Source organism: Bdellovibrio reynosensis (genome assembly GCF_022814725.1).
In the GTDB taxonomy this organism is placed as follows: domain Bacteria; phylum Bdellovibrionota; class Bdellovibrionia; order Bdellovibrionales; family Bdellovibrionaceae; genus Bdellovibrio; species Bdellovibrio reynosensis.
In genome coordinates, this window is the sequence record NZ_CP093442.1 from 2,756,084 (window position 1) to 2,780,437 (window position 24,354).

26 protein-coding genes and 1 other RNA gene are annotated in these 24,354 nt (G+C 41.8%); 14 read left to right on the forward strand and 13 right to left on the reverse strand.

What is annotated here, in order from left to right; translation table 11 throughout:
• Positions 1–5: 5 nt before the first annotated feature.
• The 3 genes from MNR06_RS12915 to MNR06_RS12925 form a co-directional block, all read right to left on the reverse strand.
• Positions 6–305, reverse strand: coding sequence for a hypothetical protein (locus MNR06_RS12915; RefSeq protein WP_243536713.1), 300 nt, complete (start codon positions 303–305; stop codon positions 6–8).
• 364 nt (positions 306–669) lie between these two features.
• Positions 670–1,536: a LysR family transcriptional regulator gene (locus MNR06_RS12920; protein WP_243536715.1), complete on the reverse strand. Its 867-nt coding sequence runs from the start codon at positions 1,534–1,536 to the stop codon at positions 670–672.
• 179 nt (positions 1,537–1,715) lie between these two features.
• The gene (locus tag MNR06_RS12925) at positions 1,716–2,690 is read right to left on the reverse strand and encodes a serine/threonine protein kinase (protein WP_243536717.1); all 975 of its coding nucleotides are present in this window, start codon (positions 2,688–2,690) and stop codon (positions 1,716–1,718) included.
• Positions 2,691–2,770: 80 nt separating this feature from the next.
• On the opposite strand from MNR06_RS12925, the gene MNR06_RS12930 reads away from it, so the two are divergent.
• Positions 2,771–3,526, forward strand: coding sequence for a M48 family metallopeptidase (locus MNR06_RS12930; RefSeq protein ID WP_407933182.1), 756 nt, complete (start codon positions 2,771–2,773; stop codon positions 3,524–3,526).
• On the opposite strand, the gene MNR06_RS12935 is transcribed toward MNR06_RS12930, so the two are convergent.
• Positions 3,523–4,215 carry a phosphatase PAP2 family protein gene (locus MNR06_RS12935; protein ID WP_243536721.1) on the reverse strand — a complete coding sequence of 231 codons (693 nt, stop codon included), beginning with the start codon at positions 4,213–4,215 and terminating at the stop codon, positions 3,523–3,525. The genes MNR06_RS12930 and MNR06_RS12935 overlap by 4 nt on opposite strands.
• 123 nt (positions 4,216–4,338) lie before the next feature.
• On the opposite strand from MNR06_RS12935, the gene MNR06_RS12940 reads away from it, so the two are divergent.
• From MNR06_RS12940 to MNR06_RS12965, 6 genes are all read left to right on the forward strand, one after another.
• The gene (locus MNR06_RS12940) at positions 4,339–5,589 is read left to right on the forward strand and encodes a hypothetical protein (protein ID WP_243536723.1); all 1,251 of its coding nucleotides are present in this window, start codon (positions 4,339–4,341) and stop codon (positions 5,587–5,589) included.
• A gap of 151 nt (positions 5,590–5,740) precedes the next feature.
• On the forward strand, positions 5,741–6,649 hold the full coding sequence (locus MNR06_RS12945; protein WP_243536724.1) for a hypothetical protein: 909 nt from the start codon (positions 5,741–5,743) through the stop codon (positions 6,647–6,649).
• 157 nt (positions 6,650–6,806) lie between these two features.
• Positions 6,807–7,922 (forward strand): TIGR02147 family protein, encoded by a 1,116-nt coding sequence (locus MNR06_RS12950; RefSeq protein ID WP_243536726.1) that lies wholly within the window; start codon positions 6,807–6,809, stop codon positions 7,920–7,922.
• Positions 7,923–8,279: 357 nt separating this feature from the next.
• Positions 8,280–8,625: a transfer-messenger RNA gene (ssrA, locus tag MNR06_RS12955) on the forward strand.
• Positions 8,626–8,898: 273 nt separating this feature from the next.
• On the forward strand, positions 8,899–9,294 hold the full coding sequence (locus tag MNR06_RS12960) for a DoxX family protein (RefSeq protein ID WP_243536728.1): 396 nt from the start codon (positions 8,899–8,901) through the stop codon (positions 9,292–9,294).
• 101 nt (positions 9,295–9,395) lie between these two features.
• Complete coding sequence (locus MNR06_RS12965; RefSeq protein ID WP_243536731.1) at positions 9,396–9,794, forward strand: hypothetical protein; 399 nt, start codon at positions 9,396–9,398, stop codon at positions 9,792–9,794.
• Positions 9,795–9,823: 29 nt separating this feature from the next.
• On the opposite strand, the gene MNR06_RS12970 is transcribed toward MNR06_RS12965, so the two are convergent.
• Positions 9,824–10,549 carry a DNA-formamidopyrimidine glycosylase family protein gene (locus tag MNR06_RS12970; RefSeq protein ID WP_243536733.1) on the reverse strand — a complete coding sequence of 242 codons (726 nt, stop codon included), beginning with the start codon at positions 10,547–10,549 and terminating at the stop codon, positions 9,824–9,826.
• Positions 10,550–10,768: 219 nt separating this feature from the next.
• On the opposite strand from MNR06_RS12970, the gene MNR06_RS12975 reads away from it, so the two are divergent.
• Genes MNR06_RS12975 through MNR06_RS13000 form a run of 6 tightly spaced genes read left to right on the forward strand, consistent with a single transcriptional unit; the run spans position 10,769 to position 14,454 of the window.
• Complete coding sequence (locus MNR06_RS12975; RefSeq protein WP_243536734.1) at positions 10,769–11,671, forward strand: M28 family peptidase; 903 nt, start codon at positions 10,769–10,771, stop codon at positions 11,669–11,671.
• A 15-nt stretch (positions 11,672–11,686) separates the two neighbouring features.
• A complete protein-coding gene (locus MNR06_RS12980) occupies positions 11,687–12,265 on the forward strand; it encodes a YdeI/OmpD-associated family protein (RefSeq protein WP_243536736.1) in 579 nt (192 codons plus the stop codon).
• A gap of 13 nt (positions 12,266–12,278) precedes the next feature.
• On the forward strand, positions 12,279–12,920 hold the full coding sequence (locus tag MNR06_RS12985; RefSeq protein ID WP_243536738.1) for a dihydrofolate reductase family protein: 642 nt from the start codon (positions 12,279–12,281) through the stop codon (positions 12,918–12,920).
• Between the two features lie 13 nt (positions 12,921–12,933).
• The gene (locus MNR06_RS12990) at positions 12,934–13,374 is read left to right on the forward strand and encodes a VOC family protein (RefSeq protein WP_243536741.1); all 441 of its coding nucleotides are present in this window, start codon (positions 12,934–12,936) and stop codon (positions 13,372–13,374) included.
• The gene (locus MNR06_RS12995) at positions 13,374–13,943 is read left to right on the forward strand and encodes a dihydrofolate reductase family protein (protein ID WP_243536742.1); all 570 of its coding nucleotides are present in this window, start codon (positions 13,374–13,376) and stop codon (positions 13,941–13,943) included. Before MNR06_RS12990 ends, MNR06_RS12995 begins: the two co-directional genes overlap by 1 nt.
• Positions 13,944–13,980: 37 nt before the next feature.
• Complete coding sequence (locus MNR06_RS13000; protein ID WP_243536745.1) at positions 13,981–14,454, forward strand: porin family protein; 474 nt, start codon at positions 13,981–13,983, stop codon at positions 14,452–14,454.
• An 87-nt stretch (positions 14,455–14,541) separates the two neighbouring features.
• Here MNR06_RS13000 and MNR06_RS13005 read toward each other — a convergent pair whose 3' ends face one another.
• The 8 genes from MNR06_RS13005 to MNR06_RS13040 all read right to left on the reverse strand — a co-directional run bounded on the left by MNR06_RS13005 (position 14,542) and on the right by MNR06_RS13040 (position 23,681).
• Entirely contained in the window at positions 14,542–15,387 is an 846-nt protein-coding gene (locus MNR06_RS13005; RefSeq protein WP_243536747.1) for an alpha/beta hydrolase, read from the reverse strand.
• A complete protein-coding gene (locus tag MNR06_RS13010; protein WP_243536748.1) occupies positions 15,347–17,305 on the reverse strand; it encodes an Lnb N-terminal periplasmic domain-containing protein in 1,959 nt (652 codons plus the stop codon). The genes MNR06_RS13005 and MNR06_RS13010 overlap by 41 nt, the downstream gene beginning before the upstream one ends.
• Positions 17,293–17,739, reverse strand: coding sequence for a DUF3015 family protein (locus tag MNR06_RS13015; RefSeq protein ID WP_243536750.1), 447 nt, complete (start codon positions 17,737–17,739; stop codon positions 17,293–17,295). The genes MNR06_RS13010 and MNR06_RS13015 overlap by 13 nt, the downstream gene beginning before the upstream one ends.
• Before the next feature lie 17 nt (positions 17,740–17,756).
• Complete coding sequence (locus MNR06_RS13020) at positions 17,757–18,260, reverse strand: DUF3015 family protein (RefSeq protein WP_243536752.1); 504 nt, start codon at positions 18,258–18,260, stop codon at positions 17,757–17,759.
• 496 nt (positions 18,261–18,756) lie between these two features.
• Positions 18,757–19,098: a hypothetical protein gene (locus MNR06_RS13025; protein WP_243536754.1), complete on the reverse strand. Its 342-nt coding sequence runs from the start codon at positions 19,096–19,098 to the stop codon at positions 18,757–18,759.
• Between the two features lie 126 nt (positions 19,099–19,224).
• The gene (locus MNR06_RS13030) at positions 19,225–20,967 is read right to left on the reverse strand and encodes a DEAD/DEAH box helicase (RefSeq protein ID WP_243536756.1); all 1,743 of its coding nucleotides are present in this window, start codon (positions 20,965–20,967) and stop codon (positions 19,225–19,227) included.
• 54 nt (positions 20,968–21,021) lie between these two features.
• Positions 21,022–22,413: a UdgX family uracil-DNA binding protein gene (locus MNR06_RS13035; protein WP_243536758.1), complete on the reverse strand. Its 1,392-nt coding sequence runs from the start codon at positions 22,411–22,413 to the stop codon at positions 21,022–21,024.
• Positions 22,410–23,681 carry a putative DNA modification/repair radical SAM protein gene (locus MNR06_RS13040; protein ID WP_243536760.1) on the reverse strand — a complete coding sequence of 424 codons (1,272 nt, stop codon included), beginning with the start codon at positions 23,679–23,681 and terminating at the stop codon, positions 22,410–22,412. Before MNR06_RS13040 ends, MNR06_RS13035 begins: the two co-directional genes overlap by 4 nt.
• 170 nt (positions 23,682–23,851) lie before the next feature.
• Between MNR06_RS13040 and MNR06_RS13045 the strand changes: the two genes are divergently transcribed.
• Positions 23,852–24,271, forward strand: coding sequence for an SRPBCC family protein (locus MNR06_RS13045; RefSeq protein ID WP_243536762.1), 420 nt, complete (start codon positions 23,852–23,854; stop codon positions 24,269–24,271).
• Positions 24,272–24,354: the final 83 nt, after the last annotated feature.

The window sequence follows — 24,354 nt, forward strand, 5'->3', positions numbered from 1 at the left end:
ATGAATTACCCTTGCATAAAAGGGTTTCGGATGCGGGACTCAAGTTGATAAGTCGATAATTCAACCTGCTCATACATTTTTTCTGGAGCAGAGTAGCGTACCAGTAGCGGTCCTCTGAACATAGCAGATGCTATCGCAAGCATTCCTCCTAAGATTTTGTACACTAGGTACACGAGGAAGCTTGTTAGTAGACCGGCCTTTTTTACGCTTTCAATCGACATATCAGCTGAGGTTTCAACGAGCTTTAATAAGTATCGCTCGTTCTGGAATTCCCATTCTTTTTTCTTACGCAATAGTGCGTTCATAGCTTCCTCCTCAGGATTGATAATGCTTGCGAAAGCGCTACGACAAAGGCCGTTGTGCAGAGCTCACGCAAGAGTTGAATAATTGTTTTGGGTTAAAGACTAAGAAAAATAAAACCAAATCGATTTTATCGATCTTAGGTAAAGTTCAAGTTTTTTAAATGAATTAGAACTTGGTGCTTTAGAATTGATTGGTGGAGGCCACGTCTGTTCCGTATACACACTGAGAACTAATATGATTTTCAATCGACATCATAACCATGATGGCCTCCTTTCAATAGAGTGATCGCTAATATCTTAGAGAAACTTAAAAAAGTAAACTGAAATGATTGAAATGTAGAGAGAAAATCAGTTCCATCTTGGAACTTTATTTTTTCGAAAGCACATCAATCAGATTTTTAAAATAAGGAGCCATTGCTGAACGACCATACCAAGCCATCACCATCGGACGCTCTAGGCATACAGAATGATTTAAACAGAACAGAGATCCGGATTTAACATAGGGTTTCGCAAACTCTTCACTTAAAGCGCAGTATCCTGCTTCTTGCTCGGCCAGTGTGACGATGGAATCAAGATGATTTGCGAAGTGACGGTGTTTGGAAAATTTACTGACTCTGTTCTTTTTAAGAAGATCAAATGTCAGTGAGCTTTCCGGCTTTAAATCTATGATGGATTCGTTTTCTAGAATGTCTTCGAACTTTCTTTTCTTCCATCTTGTAGATCCATAAAGAAGATAGCGTTCGCTATTAAGCGGCTTTGAGCTTAACTCTTTAACAAGATCAGCTTTCGGCAAAATACCAATATGAGCAAAACCTGATTTTAATTTTCCTAAAACATCGCCGTCTTCACTGAAATCAAAACGCAAGCGCAGTTGCGGGTATTTTTTTAGTACGCTACCTGTTTCCTCAACCAGGCGTGAACGAAGGATGCTTGTTGGGCCGCTAATACAAACTTCTGTCACGGCTGTCGCGCTTTTACCACTGAGATTAGAAAGAGTTTCCCCTTCTAAATCACTTGCTGCCTGCACGTAACGAAGAAGGGCTTCGCCTTCTGCGGTTAAACGCATGCCTTTTCTGGATCTGGTAAATAACGTCACACCCAGTTGCTTTTCCAAGCTCCGGATTCTTTGAGTCACCCCGGTCTGGGTGAGATTCACTAAAGTAGCCGCCTCCAGGACCGTGCCAGCTTTGACAACGGCCCAGAAGGCTTCAAGGGAAGGGCTGAGTAAACTCATTAATAATGATAATAAATGATTATTTATGATTTTTTCAAATACTTTATTTAAGATAATTTCATTTTTTACAAAAAATAAATGCAGCACTAAAGTTCTCTAGAAACTGCAATAGCAAAGGATCTTATCCACATTGGGATTGTGGATAAGTTATTAGTTTTTGTTGTTAGGTATAAATGAACCTAGCGGATCTGCCAGGCGATTTTTTCTAAGGCTTCAACTTCTTCAGCCCAGTAGCGATAAGTATTAAACTCAGGGAACAAGCGCGGGAAGCTCGGATCATCCCAGCGTTTTGCAATCCAACCAGCGTAGGATATAATTCTTAAACCACGCAAAAGTGGAATCCATGACCATTGATGGTCAGGAAACTCGCGCAGCTCTTCATAACCTTGGATGATTTGCATTTTTTCTTCATCCAAAGTTTCGTTATCACCTGATAAAAGCATCCAAAAATCTTGGATAACGGGACCGTTTACGAAATCATCAAAGTCGACTAAGAAAAATTCTTTGCCGTTGTTTAAAAGATTTCCCTTATGGCAGTCACCATGAATTCGGATAAATTCTGAAGTATCAAAGCTATCGTCGATAGCAAAAAGAATATCTTCAGCAGCTATGGTATAGCGATCACGCAGTTCTGGGGTGATCCAGTTTTGTAAATCATCTAAGGTAATCCAACCACCATAATAACTTGTATCAAGGATGGGACGGTGAGGAGCTGATTTTTTTGCACCTACATTGTGAACTTGCGCCATCAGACGTCCCACTTTTTGCAACTCACCTTGCAAGAATTCTTGCGGCATTCTTCCTAAAACTTTTGGGAAGAAAGTCACATACATGCCGTCTGCTTCCGAAATAGTCGAATCACGACCCTGTAAAAGCGGGGCGACTGCGGGTATGCCTTCCGCTTGCAAAGAAAGTAAAAATTCGTGTTCTTCGGCGATAGCTTCTTTGCTCCACCGGTTGGGGCGATAAAATTTTGCGATGACGTTTTTAGTTAGTGAGCCCTTCGAAGGAAGTTCTTCTAACTTAATATCAAACACGCGGTTTTCATAGGAATTAAGCTGAGTGAATTCGCCGGTCGGATAGAAGCCCGCTGCTTCTGCAGCTTGCAGAACCTTTTCAGGGCTTAAATCGTAGAAGGAAGCATTTTTATCCATAGCACCTATAATTTTGAAAACAGCTCACTATCAGTTAACAAACTTGCCACTGAAGCTGGCATAAGTCATTCTCTGACTTGATGAGCGGTAAAGAAACCTTCCTATTCGCAAAATGGCCTGTTGAAGTGCATCGACGAAATTTTCGCCGTTCTGTTTCTATATACATCTATCCGAAGAAGCCCATCAAAGTCATGGCAGCAAAAAGTACCAGTCAGAAAATGATCGTGGACTTTTTGATGTCTAAAAAAGATTGGATTGAAAAAACCTTCGAAAAGTTTGCCGCCATCGAAGAAAAGTTTCCTGATAAACGCATCAGATCTCTAGAAACTTTTCCGTTTTTAGGTAAAGAGCGAAAATTGAAAGTGGTCATCACGTTAAATAAGAAAGCCTTCGTTTCGGTCACTGATGAAAATTTGTTGCTTCATATTCCGCGCAATAGCTGGAGCGCAACAACATTAATTGAAGAACACCCCACGGCTTTAAAAGAAATTAGGCATTTTTATAAACGCGAAGCAGTTCAACATCTGTCGGAGCGTGTAAAGTATTGGGCAGAACAAATGAATCTGCATCCCGCACAACTTAAATTCCGCGAACAAAGAACTCGCTGGGGAAGTTGTACTTCAAGAAAATCCATAAACTTGAATTGGCGTCTGATCGTGTTTGCTGAAGAAATAATTGATTACGTCATCATTCATGAACTTGCTCACCTAGAGCATATGAATCACTCAGACAGATTCTGGGGGTTGGTGGAAAAGTATTCCGAGAACTATAAAGATATTATGAAGGCACTAAGGGAATCCCAATATCTCGTGGAATTCCTTACGGAAACAAATTAATAAAGTCCTGCTTTAGTTTTAGTTTGCATATAGAACATAGAAAGCAAACTTCCCACATACCCCACGCAAGCTCCAAAAATAATGTCACTTAAGAAGTGATCGTGAACTACGACCCGAGTAAGACAGATTAGAATTGCTAGCGGAATCCAGAACCAACGGAATTTTGGAAAAGCCACGCTCATCATAGTTGCCACAGTGAAGATGACTTGGGAATGGCCTGAAGAAAAAGAATGCCAATGCCAGTGAGTCGTCATTGGAGTAAAAACATAAGGATCGAAATCGGGGGTCTTATGCGGCCTTTGTCTTCCCACTGAAAACTTGATTACATGGGTGACGATGCCAGCAAAAATTTGCGCGGCAAAAAAGTTTATTCCCCAACGACGGAAGAATTCTACTTTTTGCGCATACCCATCAAAAAGTTTCGTGCGAGGAGCAACCCATTTAGCAAAAGCCCACACACTGAGTGCCAAAATTAACCAATATTCCGCTAAGGCGAAATCTGTAAGGAAGCGAGCGGGAGCTCGGATCGATGCTTTTACCTCTTGAACTGCAAAAAATGCAGATACTTTTTGATCAAGAAAGTACATCGCAATAAGTGCAAAAATAAAAGAAATCACGATCACTTTTATTAGATGCTTAGTAAGCCTTTTAGGATCCGCTAGCAAGTCGCCGAATTGTTGTACACGCATGTAATTCCTTCCAAAACCGAGTGTAAAACCTAAACCAATCGCAATACAAGGCCTGATGAGGGGTGACGAAAACTGGCCCAGTGCTTGCTTATTGGGACAGCGACGATTTATTTGGAGGTTTTTATGTTCCCAACAATGACTAAGCACGCCGTGATCACTTCTGCGCTTTTGGCGACTTTAGCCTTATCAGCATGTGGTAAGAAAAAAGAACTTGTCGGTCCGGGCGCAGTTAAAGCGCAAACTAAAACCGAAACTCAAGATACAACTGGCAACTTAGGTGGCGGTTTGCCTGAGCCTAAAGGAACTGAACTAAATCCTCCTCCGGTAAATAAAGTTCCACCGGTTGTTGATTCAATCCCAGAGGTTAAAGATAAATATCAATTGCCTGAAGACTATAAAGCTAACGATGCTTCAAACGTGGATCGTAAAGGTCTTTCGAAAAGACTGACGGGTGGAACAACGGCAGAAGGTTTGAACTATACTTCTACTTCGACAGATGAGCTGTTGAACTTTCTTAGAGCACGTAATCAAAAAGTAAATCACGATACTCGCAGATTAAACCTTGAAGCAGCGGCTTCGATCGTTTCTGCAAAGATGACTGTTGATAAAGCAACTAGAGACACGGCAGTCACCTTGAAAATTCAAGAGGGTAGCGAAGTTAAAGTCTATAATTTAGCTGGTTATCTAGCAGAAGACGAATATGCTTCTGCATTAACTACGGTGATTAGCGCTAATGGCGAAATTGCTACAGGTATTCGTCCAGTTGACGGGACAATTAAGTGTCTTGATATGGATGGCGGTTGTGAAACTACTTTCGCGAGACTTAAGATTGGTCAAAGTCCAAACAGTGCGATCGCTAATATCGTCTTTAGAAATTCTAAAGCAGACGTTCATTTTGATCTACCGGGCGAGTATTCAAACAATCCAGAATATTTAGTTATTCGTGAACTTGTCCACTCCAGCATTAAAAGACTGAATCACGATAACACAATTAAATCTGTAACGATGAATTCTTGGGAAGTTGTCAATGGCCGTTCGGGTGTTGCATTAACAATTAAAGCAAGAAACGGTGAGCTTCTAGGTTTTGCTGGTCCATTGCTTGCGCCAGAAACTGGCACCCGCGTGAACGTGAAACTTTCGCGTATCGCCAAAGAAGACGATGACTCTCTAGATTTGATTTCTCTTAACAGCGCTAAGTTAAACTATGCAAACTCCGTTGGTGAAGCTCGTATGGTAGCTAACAATGGTTTAGGCCAAGTGAAAATTCTTGTTAAGATGAGACAACGTGGCAGCCATGCTCAAGATCAGTTCTTAGTTACGTTCATGAGAACGATTAAACCGATCGTTGAGTTGTCTGACGAAAATTTAAAATAAATCCCAAAGTCCCAATAGTTCCTTCCCCCCTAGGCCTAAGATCCCCAATCTTGGGCCTTTTTTATTGGTGTCAAAGTGTTCCTAAAAAACTTGGTATGGCGGTTGCTTTAGAAGGCTTTCGGGGAACTACTTAAAACCATTGGGGGACACAATGACTCTAAAAAATTCTTTATTGCTCGCTTTTGCTGGAATCACTTTAACTTCTTTAGCTGCTGAAGCTTTTATCGTACCGGGGCCACGACAACCGCCAGGCACACCCCGGCACGAAGGACCCCGTTATCCCGGTGATGATTTTAATCAACCCGGTGACTCTTTTCCCGGCCGTGATGACTTTGGAAATGGTTCCGGCCGACAAGAACAAAAAATCATCTATCTTAACCGCCGTCTTGCCAACGAAACTTTAGAGCTTCGTCACTTAGCCGGTATCACAGAACAATATCGCGGATACACGGTTGAGTCCGTTGAAGTTGATGTGCGCCGAAGTGGGCCTCGCGCTGAAATCGCATTGCTTGCTGATGGTCGACAAGAAGACAGTGCTTTTTCCCCGCAAGGTCGCATTCAGTTGCGCCCACGCTATGGTGCTGTTCTTGGCAGAGACTTCCGCGCCTTGCAATTGCAAGTACGTGGGAATGCTGCAATAGACACTGTGATTATTCACTTAACTGAAAATAGAAATGATCGTCCAGATCGCCCTGGCAGACCCGGTCGCCCAGGTCACGGTGATTATCATCAAACAGAAACAGTGAACTTAGGAATCTATCGCCGTCTTTATGGAACGGATCGTTTAGATCTTACTCAATACATCGATATGTATAGATATCGCGGTTACAGAATCGAAGCGATCGAGATTGATGCTACTGCAGTTTATGATTCTGCGTTGCTTGATGTACTTGTGAATAGTTTCTCTCAAGGTCCATCTCTGCAAATCAATCGCGGTGGATACAGACAAGTTGTGCATCTACAAAATGCCGTACTCGGTCAAGGCGCTGATAGCATCGTGTTCGTAACTCGCGGTGATCTTGATATTCGCGCGGTCACTTTGCGCTTATCTCGTTACTAAGAAAGGTTTTTTCAGAATTTTACATTCACGAAGGACTCCAGTTTTTGGAGTCCTTTTTTTATGCCTTGCAATAAGGTAACTCTTCTTCGGCACAAATTGCCTTGTTTTGATCATTTATTTCAGGTGAACTATTTGGGTACAAGGAGATCTGATTTCTATGCAGAACGTTCATCCAGAGTTTAACAAAGGCAAAGAAATTTCAATGGGTTCGGCGAAACCTCCCGTTCTTGCTGATTACATGAATTATCGCGAATTCCTCGGAGATTTCTATAAATTCAAGCGTAAGAGTTCAAAGGGTTCTCTAAGAGCTTATAATTACGCGGTTTTTTCTGCGGCTGCGAACATCAAATCGCCAAACTATTTAAAAATGATCATCGAAGGTAAGAGAAATCTTTCTGACGATATGGTTTCTAAATTTGGTAAAGCCCTTGGCTTCATGAAGGATCAAACTGAAGAGTTCCGTTTGCTTGTGCACTTTACTCAGGCAACGGATCCTGCTGAACGTAACATGTATCTTAAGAAATTAAGTGAACACCGTGTAGGTGCAAAACTTAAATCTGGTGAAATTGATCGTAAGACTTGGGAAAAAGTTCCGAACTGGGTGACATGGATGATTTATGCCATGGTTGACCAAGAAGGTGTTCGCTTTGATACCTCGTCATTGAAAAAACTTTTGCGCGGAAAAGCGTCGGAAGACGAAATCGAAACAGCTCTTGAAACTTTAATCGCCTCTGGCGAGCTTCGTCGTGATGAAGCTACGGGTGAGATTAGAAAGAACAGAAGCTTGATTGAATCGCCTGAAGAAGTTCCGGTAGCGCTTGTTCGTAAACTTCAATCTCAGTTAATGTACTTGGGCCTAGAGTCTTTGTATCAAGATCAACCGACTGAGCGTGAGTTTGGAACTTTGACGTTGTCGTTAACGAAAGCTGAGTTTGAAGAAATTAAATTCAAGCTTCGTCAAATGCGCAAAAATCTTCATAAAGATAACTCTATCGCCCGTATGAAAGAAAAAGGCGAAAGAGTTTACCAATTGAACATTCAATTGTTCCCGGTGACAAATGCCGTTGCAGGGGTTGAGAAAACTCAAGCTCCAGTTCTTAAACCATCATTGGACATCAAACCTGAACCAACGATCGTTGAAACACCTGTTTCTGTGGCAGCAGCGCAAGTAGCAGCAACTGCTCAAGCGCAAGCTCAAGCCGCTGAAAACAACCGTTCAAATGTAAGTTCCTTGGCTGCAACCGCAGCGTCCGCTGCTGATCTTTTCAGATAGTTTTGCCTAAAAAATGGGCCATCGTAAAATGCGATGGCTCCTTTACATTAATTTAAGATTCTTAAATTTTAGTGTCACATTTACCCCATTTTTTAAGCAGGTCTGTGGATAACTCTGTGGAATAGGCCCATAAATGGTGGATATCTTTCCCTTTTGGCGTAAATTGTCTCTTGCTTAAGTTAGGATATCGTTAAGGTGGTGCAATAATGCCTGGACCAAAGTTTAGGCAAGCATGCCTAAAAAGTTTGCGTCATTGGTTTTATTCACCTTGAAAGCGAATCGAAAAATCGGAAGTATAAACGACTTTTATTCCGTTCAAATTGAGCGATAATAAAACGGTTATGTTTTGCAAATCATGGGGGCGTACTGGCTTCGACGTGGATGCTGAAACATAAGGAGCATACCGGGGCGGATGAGGACCTCGTTAAAAACGTCCATTTTGTAATTGGCAACGATTACGCACTTGCAGCTTAATTAGCCTGCACGATCAACCTTGAGGTGGTTCCGCTCTTGGATTGATCGTCATTTAGGGACCTCGGAGTGTTGGGTTTTCTCCAGCAGACACTCTTAAATTTACTGGGGGAGAGGTCTTAGGGATTTTGTCTGTGGAAGCCCGAGGACCAATCTAAAACACTGACTAAGTATGTAGCGCCTTATCGCGGATCATTTGCGGACGGGGGTTCAATTCCCCCCGCCTCCACCAATTTAGAAAATAAAGAACCACCCACCGGGTGGTTTTTTATTTTCTAAATTGTTCGAGAGCTGAGTGATTGGACTCAAAGTGTTCAGGGGGTTCGCAAAAATGCCACGAAGGCATTTTTGGGGTGACGTAGTCAGCGCCGAAGGCGCCGAGGGCCAGGATGGACCGAGCCCCATTCCCCCCGCCGACCCACCGAGATCTCTGTTTGTGATTATCCGAGACTGCCTTCTGCCATGCTGCTAAGATCTTCATATCAGCAGCATGGAGGAACGTCATATGGCAGTCGAAAACACAAAACTAAAAATTTGGGTCGGAAGAATACTAAGCGGATTGGCAGTTCTATTTTTATCATTTGACGGCGTTACAAAGTTCTTCATGGATAAACTCCCACCCGAAGCTCTGGAAGCAGGCGCTGCTCTTCAATGGCCGATCGAAAAAATGCCACTTGTAGGCACAATTCTCTTAACCTGCTTACTTTTATACGTGATTCCAAGAACTGCAGTGCTTGGGGCAATCCTGCTTACGGGTTACCTGGGCGGAGCGATCGCAAGCCACGTGCGCGTTAGTAGTCCTCTGTTTACCCATACTCTACTTCCAATATACCTCGCCATCTTCATTTGGCTCGGACTTTACCTTAGAGACTCGAGGGTTAAGACTTTGATTTCCAAATAGGGACGCACCGTCCAACCATATACATATAAATTCTACCTATCGCTTTTAGGCTTCGCTTCACATTAAGATGCGCCGGTCACCAAAAACACTAAGGAGAATTTATGAACAAACTGGTTTTCTTATTAGTTCTTTTATTGGGATTTTCAGCTCAGGCAAAGACAACAACTGTTGAAACGTTAGTAAAGTGCCAACAAGACGATGGCGACCAATGGATTGAAGTGGGCATTGGTTTGAATGATGGCCCGGGCTTGCGTGCTTACGTAGTTGCGCATAACGATGACGATCTAAGTGCGAAATTAGTTACCTCAGTCGTAGTTACTAAATCCAATAGTAATGGCGAAGTTGTTTTCCAAGATAAATTTGGAACTATTCAACTAGCTGTTGCTGACCGTGGTACTTTCTTAGAAGGAAGCTTCAAACTTCTTCAAGATGGACCAAACAGCATCGTGCAAGACAATTTGAAATGCTACGAAAAGCTGCCAATGTCTTTTGAAAATTAATTATCAAAAGTAGGGCGAGAGTTCTCGTCCTACTTTTTCTGACAGTGGTTGCAGAAGTGACTCCACCGTTTTAACTTTCCTGTGACCTTCTTTTTTATGTTCCTCCCGCAAATGGGGCAGGACTTCTTACGCATTACTTGCCAGTTCCTTTTAAGAACATTCTCTTTTTTCCATTCGTAGAACTGCCATGCATAACGATTTGCTTCCTTCACCAAAGCTTTCAGGCGAGGTAGGGAAAGGTCTTTCACCTTGGTTTCGGGGTGAAGACGCGTGTTAAATTGAATTTCATTCTTCATGATATTACCAAGACCAGCAAAAATATCCTGATCCATAAGAACATCACAGACTTGCGCGTCCTGGTTCGCTTGGACGTTTTTTAGTGCCTTCTTACTGTCCCATTCAGGGGACATCAGATCTATGCTCCAATCATAATTTTTCTCAAAGCCCTTGGGTTGTTCCTTGATAGCACAACTATAAAAATAAATTTTAGAATCCCCGTAATCGAGCTCGAGTTTGGGAATCCGATTTTCGCGGGGATTATTGATGCGATAACTTCCGAACATCAAAAAATGTATTCTTAAGTTAACATCCGAAAAAAACAGCAGCAGGTGTTTTCCCCAGCTTCTAGCTGATTTAAGTGTTGAGCCACTGATAGCTCGAAGTGGAATCTTCGCAGTACCTGTAGCTTTTTTAATTTTTTTCTTTAGGAACGGTTTTAACTCTTCGCAAGCTATTACTATGGATGGACCTTCCATCTAAACCTTCCGGATAGATTTGTTCTGGATCATTATCTGCAGAGTCTTCGCATTAACCAAGGCTCAATGTAAAAAAGCAGGCACCCTTAAGAGCGTAAGGCAACAGACCAGTCTCTTTCTTCTTCAATCTAACTCCATTTTCTGAAAGCCCAAAGTGGGCGTTTTTCAGCCCTTGAGGTTTGTATGCTTTTCTTTCTACAAATTCTAGGAGCCATATTTATGAACTTTGCATTTCCCCAGACCGAGGGCGCTGAACCGCGCGCGAACATAGATCGTTTACGTGCTGATGTGACTGCTCTGACTTCAACAAAAATCCCTCGCTCTTATGAAAACTTAGCCGGATTAAAGGAAGCTGCAAAATATATTGAAAATGAATGGAAAAAATCGGGCTTAAAGGTTGCGTATCAAAAGTTTAAGGCTGGCAAAAATACTTACGAAAATGTTGTGACCACCATGGGCCCTAGCAAGGGTCCACGCATAGTAATAGGGGCGCACTATGATGTGGCAGGTCCTCTGCCTGGGGCTGATGATAATGCTAGTGGGATTGCTGGTTTACTTGAAATAGCAAGGCTCATACAACAGCGAAAGCCCACGCTTAAGTATCGCATTGATTTGGTAGCTTATACTTTAGAAGAGCCACCTTTTTTTGGATCAGATCAAATGGGAAGTGCGGTGCATGCGAAGTCATTGAAAGAATTAAAAGCAGAAGTACTTTTTATGTTGAGCCTAGAAATGGTCGGCTACTTCAGTGATAAAAAGAACTCACAGAGTTTTCCTATCCCTGAACTTGCCAAGATTTATCCTTCCACTGGGAATTTTATTGGGGTTGTCGGCGATCCGACAAGTAAAGCACTGGTAACGCAGGTGACTCGTCTTATGAAACAGGCATCTAAAGTGGATGTTCAGGCACTGAATGCTCCGCGAGAACTTCCGGGTGTGAGTCTTTCAGATCATAGTAGTTATTGGGAGTACGGTTATCCGGCGATAATGTTGACAGATACCGCGTTCATGCGGAACCCACACTATCACACTAAAGGCGATACCGCTGATACCTTAGATTATAAATCGATGGCTGAAGTCGTTGAAGGTGTATACAATGTTCTAATAAATTTTAGTAAATAGGTAGAAGGTCCCATAATGGATTCTAAAGTTGATAAGTTTCTAAAAAAGTCTAAGAAATGGCAGGAAGAAACGAAGGCATTACGTGGCATTCTTCTTCAAACAAAACTGGAAGAGGACTTAAAGTGGAATCTTCCGTGTTACACTCATGAAGATAGTAACATCGTTATCATTCAGCCCTTTAAAAACTACCTTGGTCTGATGTTTTTTAAAGGTGCTTTATTAAAAGATCCCAAAAACATTTTGGTCGACAATGGGCCTAATTCAAGTTCACCAAAACGTTTTGAATTTCGTTCTTTAGAAGAAATTAAACGCTTAAAGACCACAATTAAATCTTATATTAAAGAAGCAATCGCGATTGAAAATTCGGGGGTAAAGCTTGAGGTAAAGAAGAAACCTCAGACTGTTCCTGATGAACTTAAAAAAGCATTTGCAAAAAAGCCGGCTTTAAAAAAAGCATTTGCATCACTGACTCCGGGCCGTCAAAGGGCTTACCTGATGCATTTTTCTAGCGCGAAACAAGCTTCAACCCGTGAAGCGCGAATTGAAAAATACATTCCAAAAATAATGAAGGGCATTGGCCTTAACGATCGCTAACAAAGGAGAGCTCATGAGTCGTCTACGCGTAGAAAGCTTTGCCATTTCCCTAGATGGATACGGGGCTGGTCCAAATCAAACTCTTGATAATCCCTTAGGTCTGCGTGGTGAGACTCTGCATAACTGGTTTTTTCCTACATTAACCTTTAATAAAATGATCGGCAAACCCGGAGGCACAACCGGGATTGATGAAAAGTTCGCTTCACGCGGCTTTAATAATATTGGCGCCAACATCATGGGGCGCAATATGTTTGGTCCGATCCGTGGTCCTTGGAAAGATGAAGATTGGAAAGGGTGGTGGGGGCCGAATCCTCCGTATCATTCGCCAGTTTTTGTCCTGACTCATCACGCGCGCGAACCGATTGTGATGGAAGGCGGAACTACCTTTTATTTCGTCACAGATGGAATCGAGTCCGCGCTTGAAAAAGCAAAAAAGGCTGCAGGTGGCAAAGACATTCGTTTAAATGGTGGCACCTCGGTGATTCGCCAATATTTATCTAAAGGTTTAGTCGATTACATGCATTTGGCTATTTCCCCGGTGTTGTTAGGCTCGGGAGAAAATCTTTTTGCTGGCCTTGATCTGCTAAAATTAGGTTACTCCGTGAAAGAAACGGTTAACGGCGAAAATGCAACCCACGTCATTATCGAAAAATAGCAACGGAGAAATCATGGCGAAAAGTAAACTGCTACGAATGGACAACATCGGAATCATGGTCAGCGATATGAAAAAGACGGTGGCCTTCTTTAAAGAACTTGGTTTAGAAGTACAAGGCGAAGCCACCGTTGAAGGCAAGTGGGTTGATAAAATTCTCGCACTTGAAAATGTGAAGTGCGACATCGTCATGATGCAGACCCCAGGCAGCGAAGTGCGACTTGAATTAAGTGAATTCAAAAGACCGAAAGCGATAAGTGGGGAGCCTGCTCCAGTAAATACAGCGGGCTTGCATCGAATCATGTTCGCCGTCACAGATATTAATGAAACGATAGAACGTCTGCGTGGTCATGGCGCGGAGATGTTAGACGAAATAGTTCAGTACGAAAATGCTTACTTACTTTGTTATCTTCGCGGACCCGATGGCATCATCGTGGCCTTAGCGCAGGAGCTTTAATGCAAAAGTTAAAATACTCTATCAATACAACTCTTGATGGTTGTTGTGATCATGAATCCGTTATTCCTACCCAAGAAATGCATGAACACGCAGCTAATGGAATCGAACAGGCTTCTATCCTTCTTTTTGGTCGGATCGTTTATGACATGATGGAATCCGCATGGCGACCAGTTGCTGAAACGGGTGTAAAGCCTGAGTGGATGGATGACTGGATGGTGCCTTTCGCTCATACAATCCATAAAGCAAAAAAGTATGTTGTTTCCAATACGCTTAAGCAAGTTGATTGGAACGCAGAAATAATTCGTGGTGATGAACTTAAGAATAAAGTTCTGCAGTTAAAACAACAACCAGGTAGGGGAATCTTAACTGGTGGGGTGACTCTTCCATTAAAATTGGCAGAGCTTGGATTGATCGATGAGTATGAATTCATTGTTCACCCAAGACTTATTGGTCATGGTCCAAAATTGTTGGACGGACTTTCAAAAGCTATTGATTTGAAACTTGTTAATAAGAAGGAATTCAAATCTGGGGCATTCGTATTGAGCTACGAACCTACAAAGACGAAGTAATGTAAGGTCAGAAGAATTATGATTTAACTATGAATCGATGAGACCCCTTTTTAGTAACAGCGCTTATTTCCACCGTATCGTTCGCACAAAACGTTTCAACAGCAGAGATGCCTGCAAAGCAGCTGGTGATTCTGTAAAAATGGACACCGCAATGGGTCTAAGTATTGGATATGTTAGTCTTCCAGTTCAACAATTAGGTTGGACATCGAATCTTTCATTCATCCAAGCCAAAAAAGAACAACTTTCATTAAACTATATCCGTTTAGACGGTAATCTGGCTTACGCTCTGAATGAGAAATTTTATTTTAAAGGCGGATTAAACGGTACTAAAATTATTGGTAAAGAAGGCGAATCACTTAAGACAGGTTATGACTTGCAAGTTGGCGTCGGTTATCAAGTCGACAGCACGATTTTTGAGCTTGGTTATTCAAGCACTCACTTCCTGACGGAGCTGCCAGGTTTTGGTATGACCGTTTCAGCCCTTGAGTTAGGTGTATCTGCAACCTTCTAGCTAACTAAAGATTTTTATAGAAATAAGCCGACCAAGCGTCGGCTTATCCTTTTAGGGATAACGTTGCCGAAAGAGCGGTAAGAAGCACTATTCGTAGGATTTTGGGTCTTCGATAACATCGATAAGCTTTTTGGAATATTCCTTCACATAAAATTGAGTGAATGCAGCAGTATGATAGCCATAATTAATCGTCCAAAAGACTTTTGGTTCTGGAAGGTGGTTAAAAAGATCTTCGCCAAGATCATAGCGAATGACGGGATCCTTTTTACCGTGGATCACCACTTTGGGCATTGAACCAAGCTGTTTCAAATGATCCTTTGGCGCGTATTCATCTGAAAAAGCTAAGTATGAGAAGGGGATGAGAGGATACAAAAACCATCGCTGTTTTAAAACCGACCTTGCAGCAGCTTTGTAAGATGCAAATGAAGAATCTAAAACCAAAACCTCTGGGTGCTGACTTATTGGCGCATTAGACAGTGCCTTAAGCATCACAGCTCCGCCTAAACTTTGACCAACGAAAATTCTTTTCTGCTTAGGAAACTTTAAAGACACGTATTCAATGATTTTTTTGGCATCCTCGGTGGTGCTTTCAGGCGTTGGTTTATACGGTGTACTTTGCCCATAACCGCGATAATCAAAAGTGACAAGATCATAACCTTCACTTAATACCCAATATAAGAATTGAAAGTGAGCAGTTAAATTCTGGGCATTACCGTGAAATTGGACAAAGACACCTTTGGATTTCTTAGCGGGTGTTTTCAAAATCCATAGGTTCAGACTTTCTGACGGATTGACCTGCACCCGTTCTTCCTGGGGTTTAATCGGCATTGCCGAGGTATCAACGTAGACATCGCTAGTCGGCCAATACAGAAAGCTTGAACAGCCGGTTAAATTAATAGTGATAAATAAGAAAATTAATTTTAAATATTTCACGGTCTTTTTCTTGTACATATCCGAAATCGACATTCAGGTTTTTTTCAAAATGATATCGTACGTTAGCGCTTATAGAATATAAATTTTGAAATTCATTAATTTCATTAGGAAAGTATTTGCCTTCTAATAACCATCCCCAGGATCTTTTAAACGGTATAGATTTAATAATTAAGCTAGGGCCAACCAGAGCTTGCAAAGCTCTATCGTAATCATTTGCATAGAGCCCATTGACGTCGGCCATTAATGAAACGTCCAGTTTACTTAGGCCCGTAGTAAGTCCCACTCCTAAATTTAAATTCGTGGCAAGGCAACTGGAACACGTTTGATAAGGGCTTTCTTCCAAAGCTAATCTGACTTTCCAACTGATGTCGCGATCCCAGCGATTCCATAATGGTGATGACCTTATATCAAACGGAGAGAAATTAAGAAGTTTAAGATCTTCATTTTCGATAGCGCCTTGAATCTTAAAGATCTCGATGTGCGCTCTCTGTGGCGCCCCTTGTTGGTGATCTAAGTAATCATGAAATGCAAATCTATAGCCAAGTAAAAGGCTATGTTCATTATAATCATTAGATTTAGCCTCACTGTAACCAAGTTCCACACGACCACTTCCGTGGGATTTATCCGGAGAGTTTTCAGAAAGTGTTGTTTTTGGTGATAAATCATAGGTAGGTAGCTCTGCTCGTGCGATTAGCAAAGATCTTTTTACTTTAATATAGGGTTCTTCCCCTAAGATCACTTTTTTGCTATAGCGAAAGTCGTAATAGTCGATAGCAGCATCAAGAACTTTGGCGCGTTCAAGTTCTGATTTCGCGGTAAGTGCTTTTGGTAAGGAAAAGGAAGTCTGATCCTGCATTACTGCATTAGTCATTTCGTTAAACAGTTCTGAAACTAAATCCTGATCTTCAGAGTTTAAGGTTTCAATCTTTTCATAAAACTGAGTACGAATGGACTTTCTTAAGATGGGTTTTTGTAGCGCACCTTCTTGCGCTAACGCCGCTAATGTTTCTGAGGGAATGACCCACTTTCTAAGTCTTGATGTCAGGTTGTATCTAGGGGCTGCAGCTTCGACTAGTGCTACGATGTAATAGCCACAGTTTTCGGTTAAGAAATAATAGTCATAATGATTTGAACCTTGCTCCCAAAGCAGGTCTGTCATCTTTGAAACTTCAGCTGGCGTCAGATTAAGTTCATACTCCCACAGATCTCTAGAATCATAGTCATTGTATTCACGGACTTTGTAGTAATAGGGAATGGCAATGAAGTTCCCTGGAAAGGCCCCTGACATTCCTAAGACAGCATACAGGAAAGGATTTTCAGTCCATGGAGAAGCCCCGAAATTAATACCTTGATCTAATAGTTCTTTTTGCGTTTCAGAACCTAACTGCTTCTTTCCCATTCTTAAAAGGATATGACCGAAGGAGGACGAAGGATTTCCGAGGTAATAAGATGAAAAAACCAAGCTTGCGCGATCAGCTGAAATACGTTGCCGCCATGCTTGATAGTCTTTGCATCCACTGCGATCGAATTGAAATCCTAATTTTAACACTTCATTTAGATAGTTGGCGCGGGCTGGAAATCTGCAAACGAAGTTTTGGTCACTAAATGGGGGTTTTTCAGTGGTTAAAAGATTTAAGCTTTCTTTTAATTCATCGATGGCAGAATTTTTGCCGCGCTTACTTACAAAAAATTTGGGTGAATCTGATCTTGATTGAACTGTCAAAGTCCAGTCTGTTTCGGTGTAGTAAATGATCGTGGTCCATTCTCGGGATTCAGCGATTTGCTTAAGATCAGATTCCGAAATAGATGCCGCATAAGTTAACTGCGAAAACAGAACTGCAGAAATGAAAAAGAGCAGTCTTCCGTAAGACTGCTCTTTTATATAATTTGCTATCAATTTTAAAACTATGTTCCGCACTTTGCAGCCGAAGCATTATTTTCAACAACCATCATCAAGCGAGATGTGATTTGCTGAGTATTTTCAGAATTAAAGATAGTTTTGTAGTGAGTTTTTACAACGCCACCGAAGGAACCTTTATCACAACCCATCATTTCAGAAAGGTTAGCTAAAGTTTCACCTTGGCCACGAGCTGCATCGTTCGACAAAGCAACTTTGTTTGTATCAATGAAATTTTCAATTTGCGCTTGTCTTGAAGAATCAATGCAATTTGAAGTACCTGATGTGATACCGAATGTTTGTGTGCCAGAAGATCCGTTAGTTGTTGATGCAAGGATTTGATTGTCAGTACCGAAGATTTGGTTACCCAATCCGCAGCCTGCAGGACCAACTTCGCCTTGTGCAGCAAATACGCTAGTAGAGATAAGAGATAGAAGTAAGATTAATGTTTTCATTATTTTTATTCCTTAAATTAACCAGCTACTGAGCAGTTTTTTGCAAGCTCAGAGTCGTTTTTAATAGTTGATAAAATTTTAGATGATTGAGTGTAACCATTGTCAGAAGTGAAAATTTCTTTGTAGTTTGCTTTCACTTTAGAAGAGAACAATTCAGCATCTTGGCAGTTGTAGATCACGGCAAGATCAACCAATGTTTCGCCTTCACCGCGAGCTGCATCTTTTGCTACAACTTCTTGGTTTGCTTCAAGGTAAACTGCTGCTGTTTGACCCATTTTTGGGATATCACAGTTAGAAGTTCCTGAAGTGATTCCGAACGTTTGGATGCCGTAGATACCGTTGGTAGTTGCTGCAGGGACTTGAATCATACCAGGTTTAGCACCGAAGATAACTGAACCTAATCCACAACCAGCCACGCCGTAACCAGTGCCGGAATATTGATCATGCAATGATGCCTTTTTTCCTTGAGCATTTGAAACTGACGCTAGAAGAATAGCGACAGCAAAAACTAATTTTTTCATTTAAAACAACTCCTTGTGTTTTGCTTTTGTAAATCTCAACATATTTAGTTTGGGTTGGCAAAATAAAGATTGTTAATACAGACATCTAGAAGTCGGGCTGGGCATGAACAAATAAGTAGGCCAGTTTTTGACTATATCAAAAATTAGGATTTTCACAAAAGCGGGTTTTTGTGATTGATGGCATTGCAATTGCTGAGCTTATCCTTAAATGAAAGAATTGTTGGTAGAGTTATAGAATGCAAAAGATTCAATCAATGTGACCTTAGATGGTTGTTGCGATCATCAAGTGGGAATAGCTGATGAAGAATTACACCAATACGCTGCTAACAATATAGCACAAGCCGATGCGCTTATCTTTGGCAGGATCATCTATGAAATGATGGAATCAGCGTGGAGACCTGTAGGTCAAACGGGAGTAAGACCAGAATGGATGGTCAATAGGTTGCTCAAAAGCCAATCTTATTGGATTGGCTTTTTTGAACTTCCTAGAACTTTTTTATTGAGGGCCCATACCATTATTGCAGATATAGCTGTTGTGGCCCCAAACGCAGTCAGGTTGGCGTTCTTTGCAAGCTGTACCGCAGTGATAGAATCCGTGTCTCCATCCGCCCCAGCAGTATTTCTTCAAAGCTACGTATCCACTTGGGCAACCTTTGCCTTTTGAATCACAGGTATCGGCTTTTCCGTTTGTAGGTTGCGGAGCATCTTCATCACAGCTGCCATTCAATTGCTGAATAGTCGTTTTGCCGTCAAGACCTAGAACCGCAATACCCTCATAAGCTAAAGCAGCCGAAGATAAAGTCATTAGAACCAATAAAGTTGAAAAGAATTTTTTCATTATGAACCTCTCGATATTTGAGAATATATAAAGTAACAGGTTCATAAGTCATACTTACAAAAGATGAATTGAAACGGACATGGGTAAGAACTTATTCCGCGAAAATTCACGAATCGAGGTAAATAGTCAAGGAGTGAGTTCTTCAGCGAAAATCTTTTCGGTCACTCGCCAGAATTTGTCCTGCTTACGGGCGATGATGTAGCTTGGGGCGCGGAAGAGCTTTTGGAATCTGATGACTTGCTGAGGAGAGATTAAATCCACCGCAAGTTCTGGCTGTCTTAAATGCGAACGAAGGAAGTTGATATTGAATTTTTTAATAGCCGACGAGTTATTAAAGAAGTGCACTTCGCTTAAGTAGTTCGATTCAAGATCGTAATAACGAATTTCTAAGAATGGATTCGAATTTTTATCTTTGCGTTCTTCAAAGGTAATACGATCCGGAGTCATGACGTGGGCATTCTTCGACAGCTTAGCCTGTTTTAACTTGGCTTCAGCATCGATAAGCACGGCTTCGCACTTTTCGCATTCTTTTGCGGTGATATCATTTTCAGAACTGCAGCTATGACAAAGTTTAAATCTGAAGCGAAAGCCACAGGGAATGATTTCAAAAGTATTTGGATCTTGCGAAGCCCCCTTGCACTTACGGCCGAAGTGTTCAAAGACGTTTCCGTCATCATCCGCGTAACCCCAGAAATCGTTTTCAAACGAACATTTTGGACAAGTGACTTTTACAGGACTTGTGTCCTTGGCGGGTCTTTTATCGCTAATTTCAGGTGCATAAATATCAAGACCGACACCTGTATAATCTAGAACATAACAGTCTTTTTTATCTTCAGATAAACGAAGACCACGGCCGACAATCTGTTGATAAAGACTGTTCGATTCCGTAGGGCGAAGAATCGCAATTACATCGACGTGTGGGGCGTCAAACCCCGTCGTCAAAACAGAAACATTCACCAGATATTTGAATTTGCGATTTTTAAAATCCTTGATGATTGCTTCGCGCTCTTTAATATCAGTATCACCAAGCACAACACGCGATTGATCCGCTGGCAAATAAGTCATGATTTCTTCAGCATGCTTAATCGTGCTACTAAAGATCATGACCCCTTTGCGATCATAGCGTTCAGTAATATCGATAATATTATTTATAATCAGCGGGGTAAGACGCTTCTGACTATGTAAAACCTCTTCGACTTCCGCCGTCGTGTAGGCACGATCTTTTCCTAATAGATCTGAAAAGTCGTAGCAAGTAACCGGAATATCCACTTTCACAGGGATAGTCAGGTATCCATGCCTAATCATATAGGTTAGTGGAAGTTCATAGACACACTGTTTGAAAAATCTTTTCTGTTCAGTCTTTAGTTCCCCACCTTGATTGAATTCATAAATCCAACCCACACCCAGGCGATAAGGTGTTGCCGTTAATCCCAAGATACAAAGACCGGGATTGCGATCTTGAAGCTTTTTTATAACTTCTTGATATTGGGTTGCACCTTCTTCAGCGACGCGGTGACATTCATCGATGACTAACAAAGAAAAATTGTCGAAAAAATCATCTGATGCGCGGGCGACTGATTGTACGCTGCCGAAGATCGCTTTTTGTGTACGCTCCTTTTTTCCCAAACTTGCAGAAAAGATTCCGGCTTCTAGTCCGTAGCTTTTATATTTTTCATAGTTCTGTTCAACCAACTCTTTAACGTGGGCTAAAACCAGAATGCGGCCTTTTGCAATTCGCGCAAGTTCTGCGATAACAAGACTTTTCCCGGCGCCCGTAGGTAAAACTACGACGGCAGGTTCCCGTTTTTTTTGAAAATACCGAATGGTATTTTGCACGGCTTGTTGTTGATAATCGCGTAACTTGTACATGGAGCCTACAATAATTGATTAGTCAGAGTAAGCAAGCCACGAAACGCTGCATACTCATAGATTTAACTTCTTTAAAGTTGCTAGTTCGAATGCTTTTCTTAAATCAGAAATTAGATTCTGCATACGTTCTAATTTTTCTTCTTCGCTCATCGCGCGTAAAATCGCCGAGGGGTGCCAAGTGATTGTCAGAGCTTCAGCAAAAGCACTTTTCGTATTTATTCTTTCCCGTTCACTTTGCACCTGCACCAAGCGCCCATAAAGAGCCGTTCCGGCTGTCACACCTAAAGCGATTATCACTTTTGGTTTTACTAAGGCAATCTCTGCTTCTAGCCAAGGTTTGCAAGCGTGCATTTCAGTGCCGCCAGGTTTTTTATGGATTCGCGCCTTTCCCTCAGGGGATTCACCCGCAGTCCACTTAAAATGTTTTACAGCGTTAGTGACATAAACTTTTTCGCGAATGATGCCGGCTTTTTCCAAGGCTTCAGCCAAAACTTTTCCGGCAGGACCGACAAAGGCTTTCCCGGATAAATCTTCTTCGTCCCCAGGTTGTTCACCAACAATCATTAAGTCAGCTTCAAGACTTCCTTCACCAAAGACGGTTTGGGTAGCTTTACTAGCAAGGGGACAAGCGCTGCATTTCGCAGCAGCATCTTTAAGATCCTGCCAAGAGTAAGATGTCGGCACTTGCGCCAAATATTTCGGGGCTTCTGCCATATCTTGTAAGCGCTTTGGTGTATCGCGAATAAGATCTTTAATGATTTCAGCTTCTGGCAGACTGCTCCAGTATTTGGGCGACATCTCTGCTTTCATCGCTTTGATTTTCAGCCTAGCAGGATTAAAGATGGACTTATAATAAGTTTTCCAAACCTCATCAAAGGGATCTTCGTGTTCAAATTCTTCTTGGGGCATGCCTTTAGAAAAACTTAATTCTTCTAAATTCCAGTGCGCTGAACCATCAGGAGTAAAAATCGACCAAGGCTTATCACCAAATCTTCGCGCAAAAAACGGCGCCGCCATTTTAATAATTAAATGTTCCGGTTTATGCCAGGCTACGTAGGCTTCTTCGCCATCAATGAAGGTTTTTTTAAATCGCACGAAGGCATGCATTTTATGAATGTCACGGCGAACTGATTTTGCAAGAAGCTGAGCTTTGCGAACATCGTCATCGACAAGAATATTGAGCAGTTGTGGATTTTCGACATTCAATCGATATAGCAGGCGGTATAAAAGAAGCCAGCGGTCATCATCCCGGGCACACGATACGGCCTGGGCTAATTCTAAAAATTCTTTCGGAACTTTGGGTGCAGTGACGGGAGTTTTCTTTGCACTTTCAAAGACAAAACCAAGTTCGCTTCCCCAGGATGTATCCTGCGGCAGAGTTCCCTGCACAAGATATTCTCGAGCCTTGCTTCGCCAGCCTTCAAAATCAAGGGAATCTAAACTCATAACTCCCCAGTTTTAGCAGTGGTCGCCAAATCAAAAAGTGAAAGTTGAGTATGCTCAGGGACGATGGAGCTTTTTAAATTTGCCGAATCTAAAAGTAAGACATCGGGGTTATGATCTGAAGTAACGACAAAATATTTCGCGCGTTTTAAAGACACGTTTAATTTAGTTAAATCAGTTAAAGATATTTTTCGGTGGGGCCGCATCTGTAAAATGCGCTCGACATTGCGAACACCAAAGCCAGGAACTCTTAATAATTCCTCCCGACTAGCTGTATTTACATCGACTGGAAAGAAAGCCCGGTTTCTTAAGGCCCAAGCAGTCTTTGGATCCATGTCTAAGGCAAGATTTGGTGAACTATCATCAACAATTTCAGAAGCATCAAATTTATAAAATCTTAATAGCCAGTCAGCTTGATAAAGGCGATTTTCGCGAATCAACGGAGGTTGCTCACGGGGAAGTAGAACATCGGCGTGGGGAATCGGACTGTAAGCAGAATAGTAAACTCGGCGCAGTCCATACTTTTTATAAAGGCTTTGCGACGAAGAAAGAATCAAAGCATCAGAGCTGGGTGTAGCCCCAACGATCATTTGCGTCGTCTGTCCTGCAGGAGCAAACTTCGGCGCTTTAAAAGTTTTCTTTTGTTCTTCTTTTGATTCCGCCACTTTATCGGCAATTTGATTCATCGAAGTGGTCGCTGAATCAATGGTCTTTGCTGGAGCTAATAGATCCAAATCAGGTTGAACAGGCATTTCAATATTTGCACTGACTCTGTCTGCCCATAGACCTGCTTCTTCAATTAATTCTTGCGATGAGCCAGCGACAACTTTTAGATGGATGTAGCCTTGAAACTTATGAACTTGGCGTAGGGTCTTTGCCACCTGAATAAGTTTTTCCATGGTGGCATCAGAACTTTCCATGATGCCCGAGCTTAAGAAAAGTCCTTCGATATAATTTCTACGATAAAATTCTAAAGTAAGTGTGACAACTTCTTCCGGCGAAAAGCGCGCGCGTTTGACATCACTTGAAACTCGGTTGATGCAATACTTGCAATCAAATATGCAGAAGTTGGTCATTAGGATTTTTAAAAGACTGATACAGCGACCATCAGGAGCGTAGCTGTGGCAGATACCCATTCCTTCAACATTTCCCATCCCTTTCGGATCACGTTTTCGTTGTGATCCGCTGCTTGAACAAGAGGCATCGTACTTAGCGGCATCTGCTAAGATAGAAAGCTTGTTTTTTAGGGAGTTCCAGTCGGGAAGGCTCATTAATTTACATATTACTTACATATCCTTTTTTCGCAAGAAAAAGCTCTGAATGCGAGTAAAACCATGAAACTTCCTGGCCTAAACGCAACTATTGAGTTCCCAAGGTTTATGCGAAAGGCCAGGCGCTCGGCCTGATTGCTTTCATTCCCGAATTAGAATGAGATGAATGCATGTCGACTTTTCAAACTTCTCGAAAAATTGCCGCTCCGATTGAATCTGTTTTTGCTGCTATCAGCACTCCAGAACGTTTAGCTCGCTGGTGGGGACCAGAAGGTTTTACGAACACGTTTGAAATCTGTGAATTTAAACCCGGCGGTCTTTGGAAATACATCATGCATGGACCTGATGGACGTGATTATCCAAATGAAACTGTTTTTGCAGAAATCGAATCACCAAAAAAAGTGGTTATCCAACATGCTTCATTACCGAAATACACATTGGTTATCACTTTAGCTTCTGAAAAAAATGAAACATTAGTTTCTTGGGCGCAAACTTTTGATAAACCTGAAGTAGCAAAAGCGATTGCCCATATTGTTGTTCCCGCGAATGAACAAAATTTAGATCGCCTGATTGCTGAGGTAACTCGTTAACTTCTGATGGCTAACGTTTGCGAATTAGCAACTTGGCCTATTTGTTCCCATACCTGATTTAAAACACTTTCAAGTTTTACTTT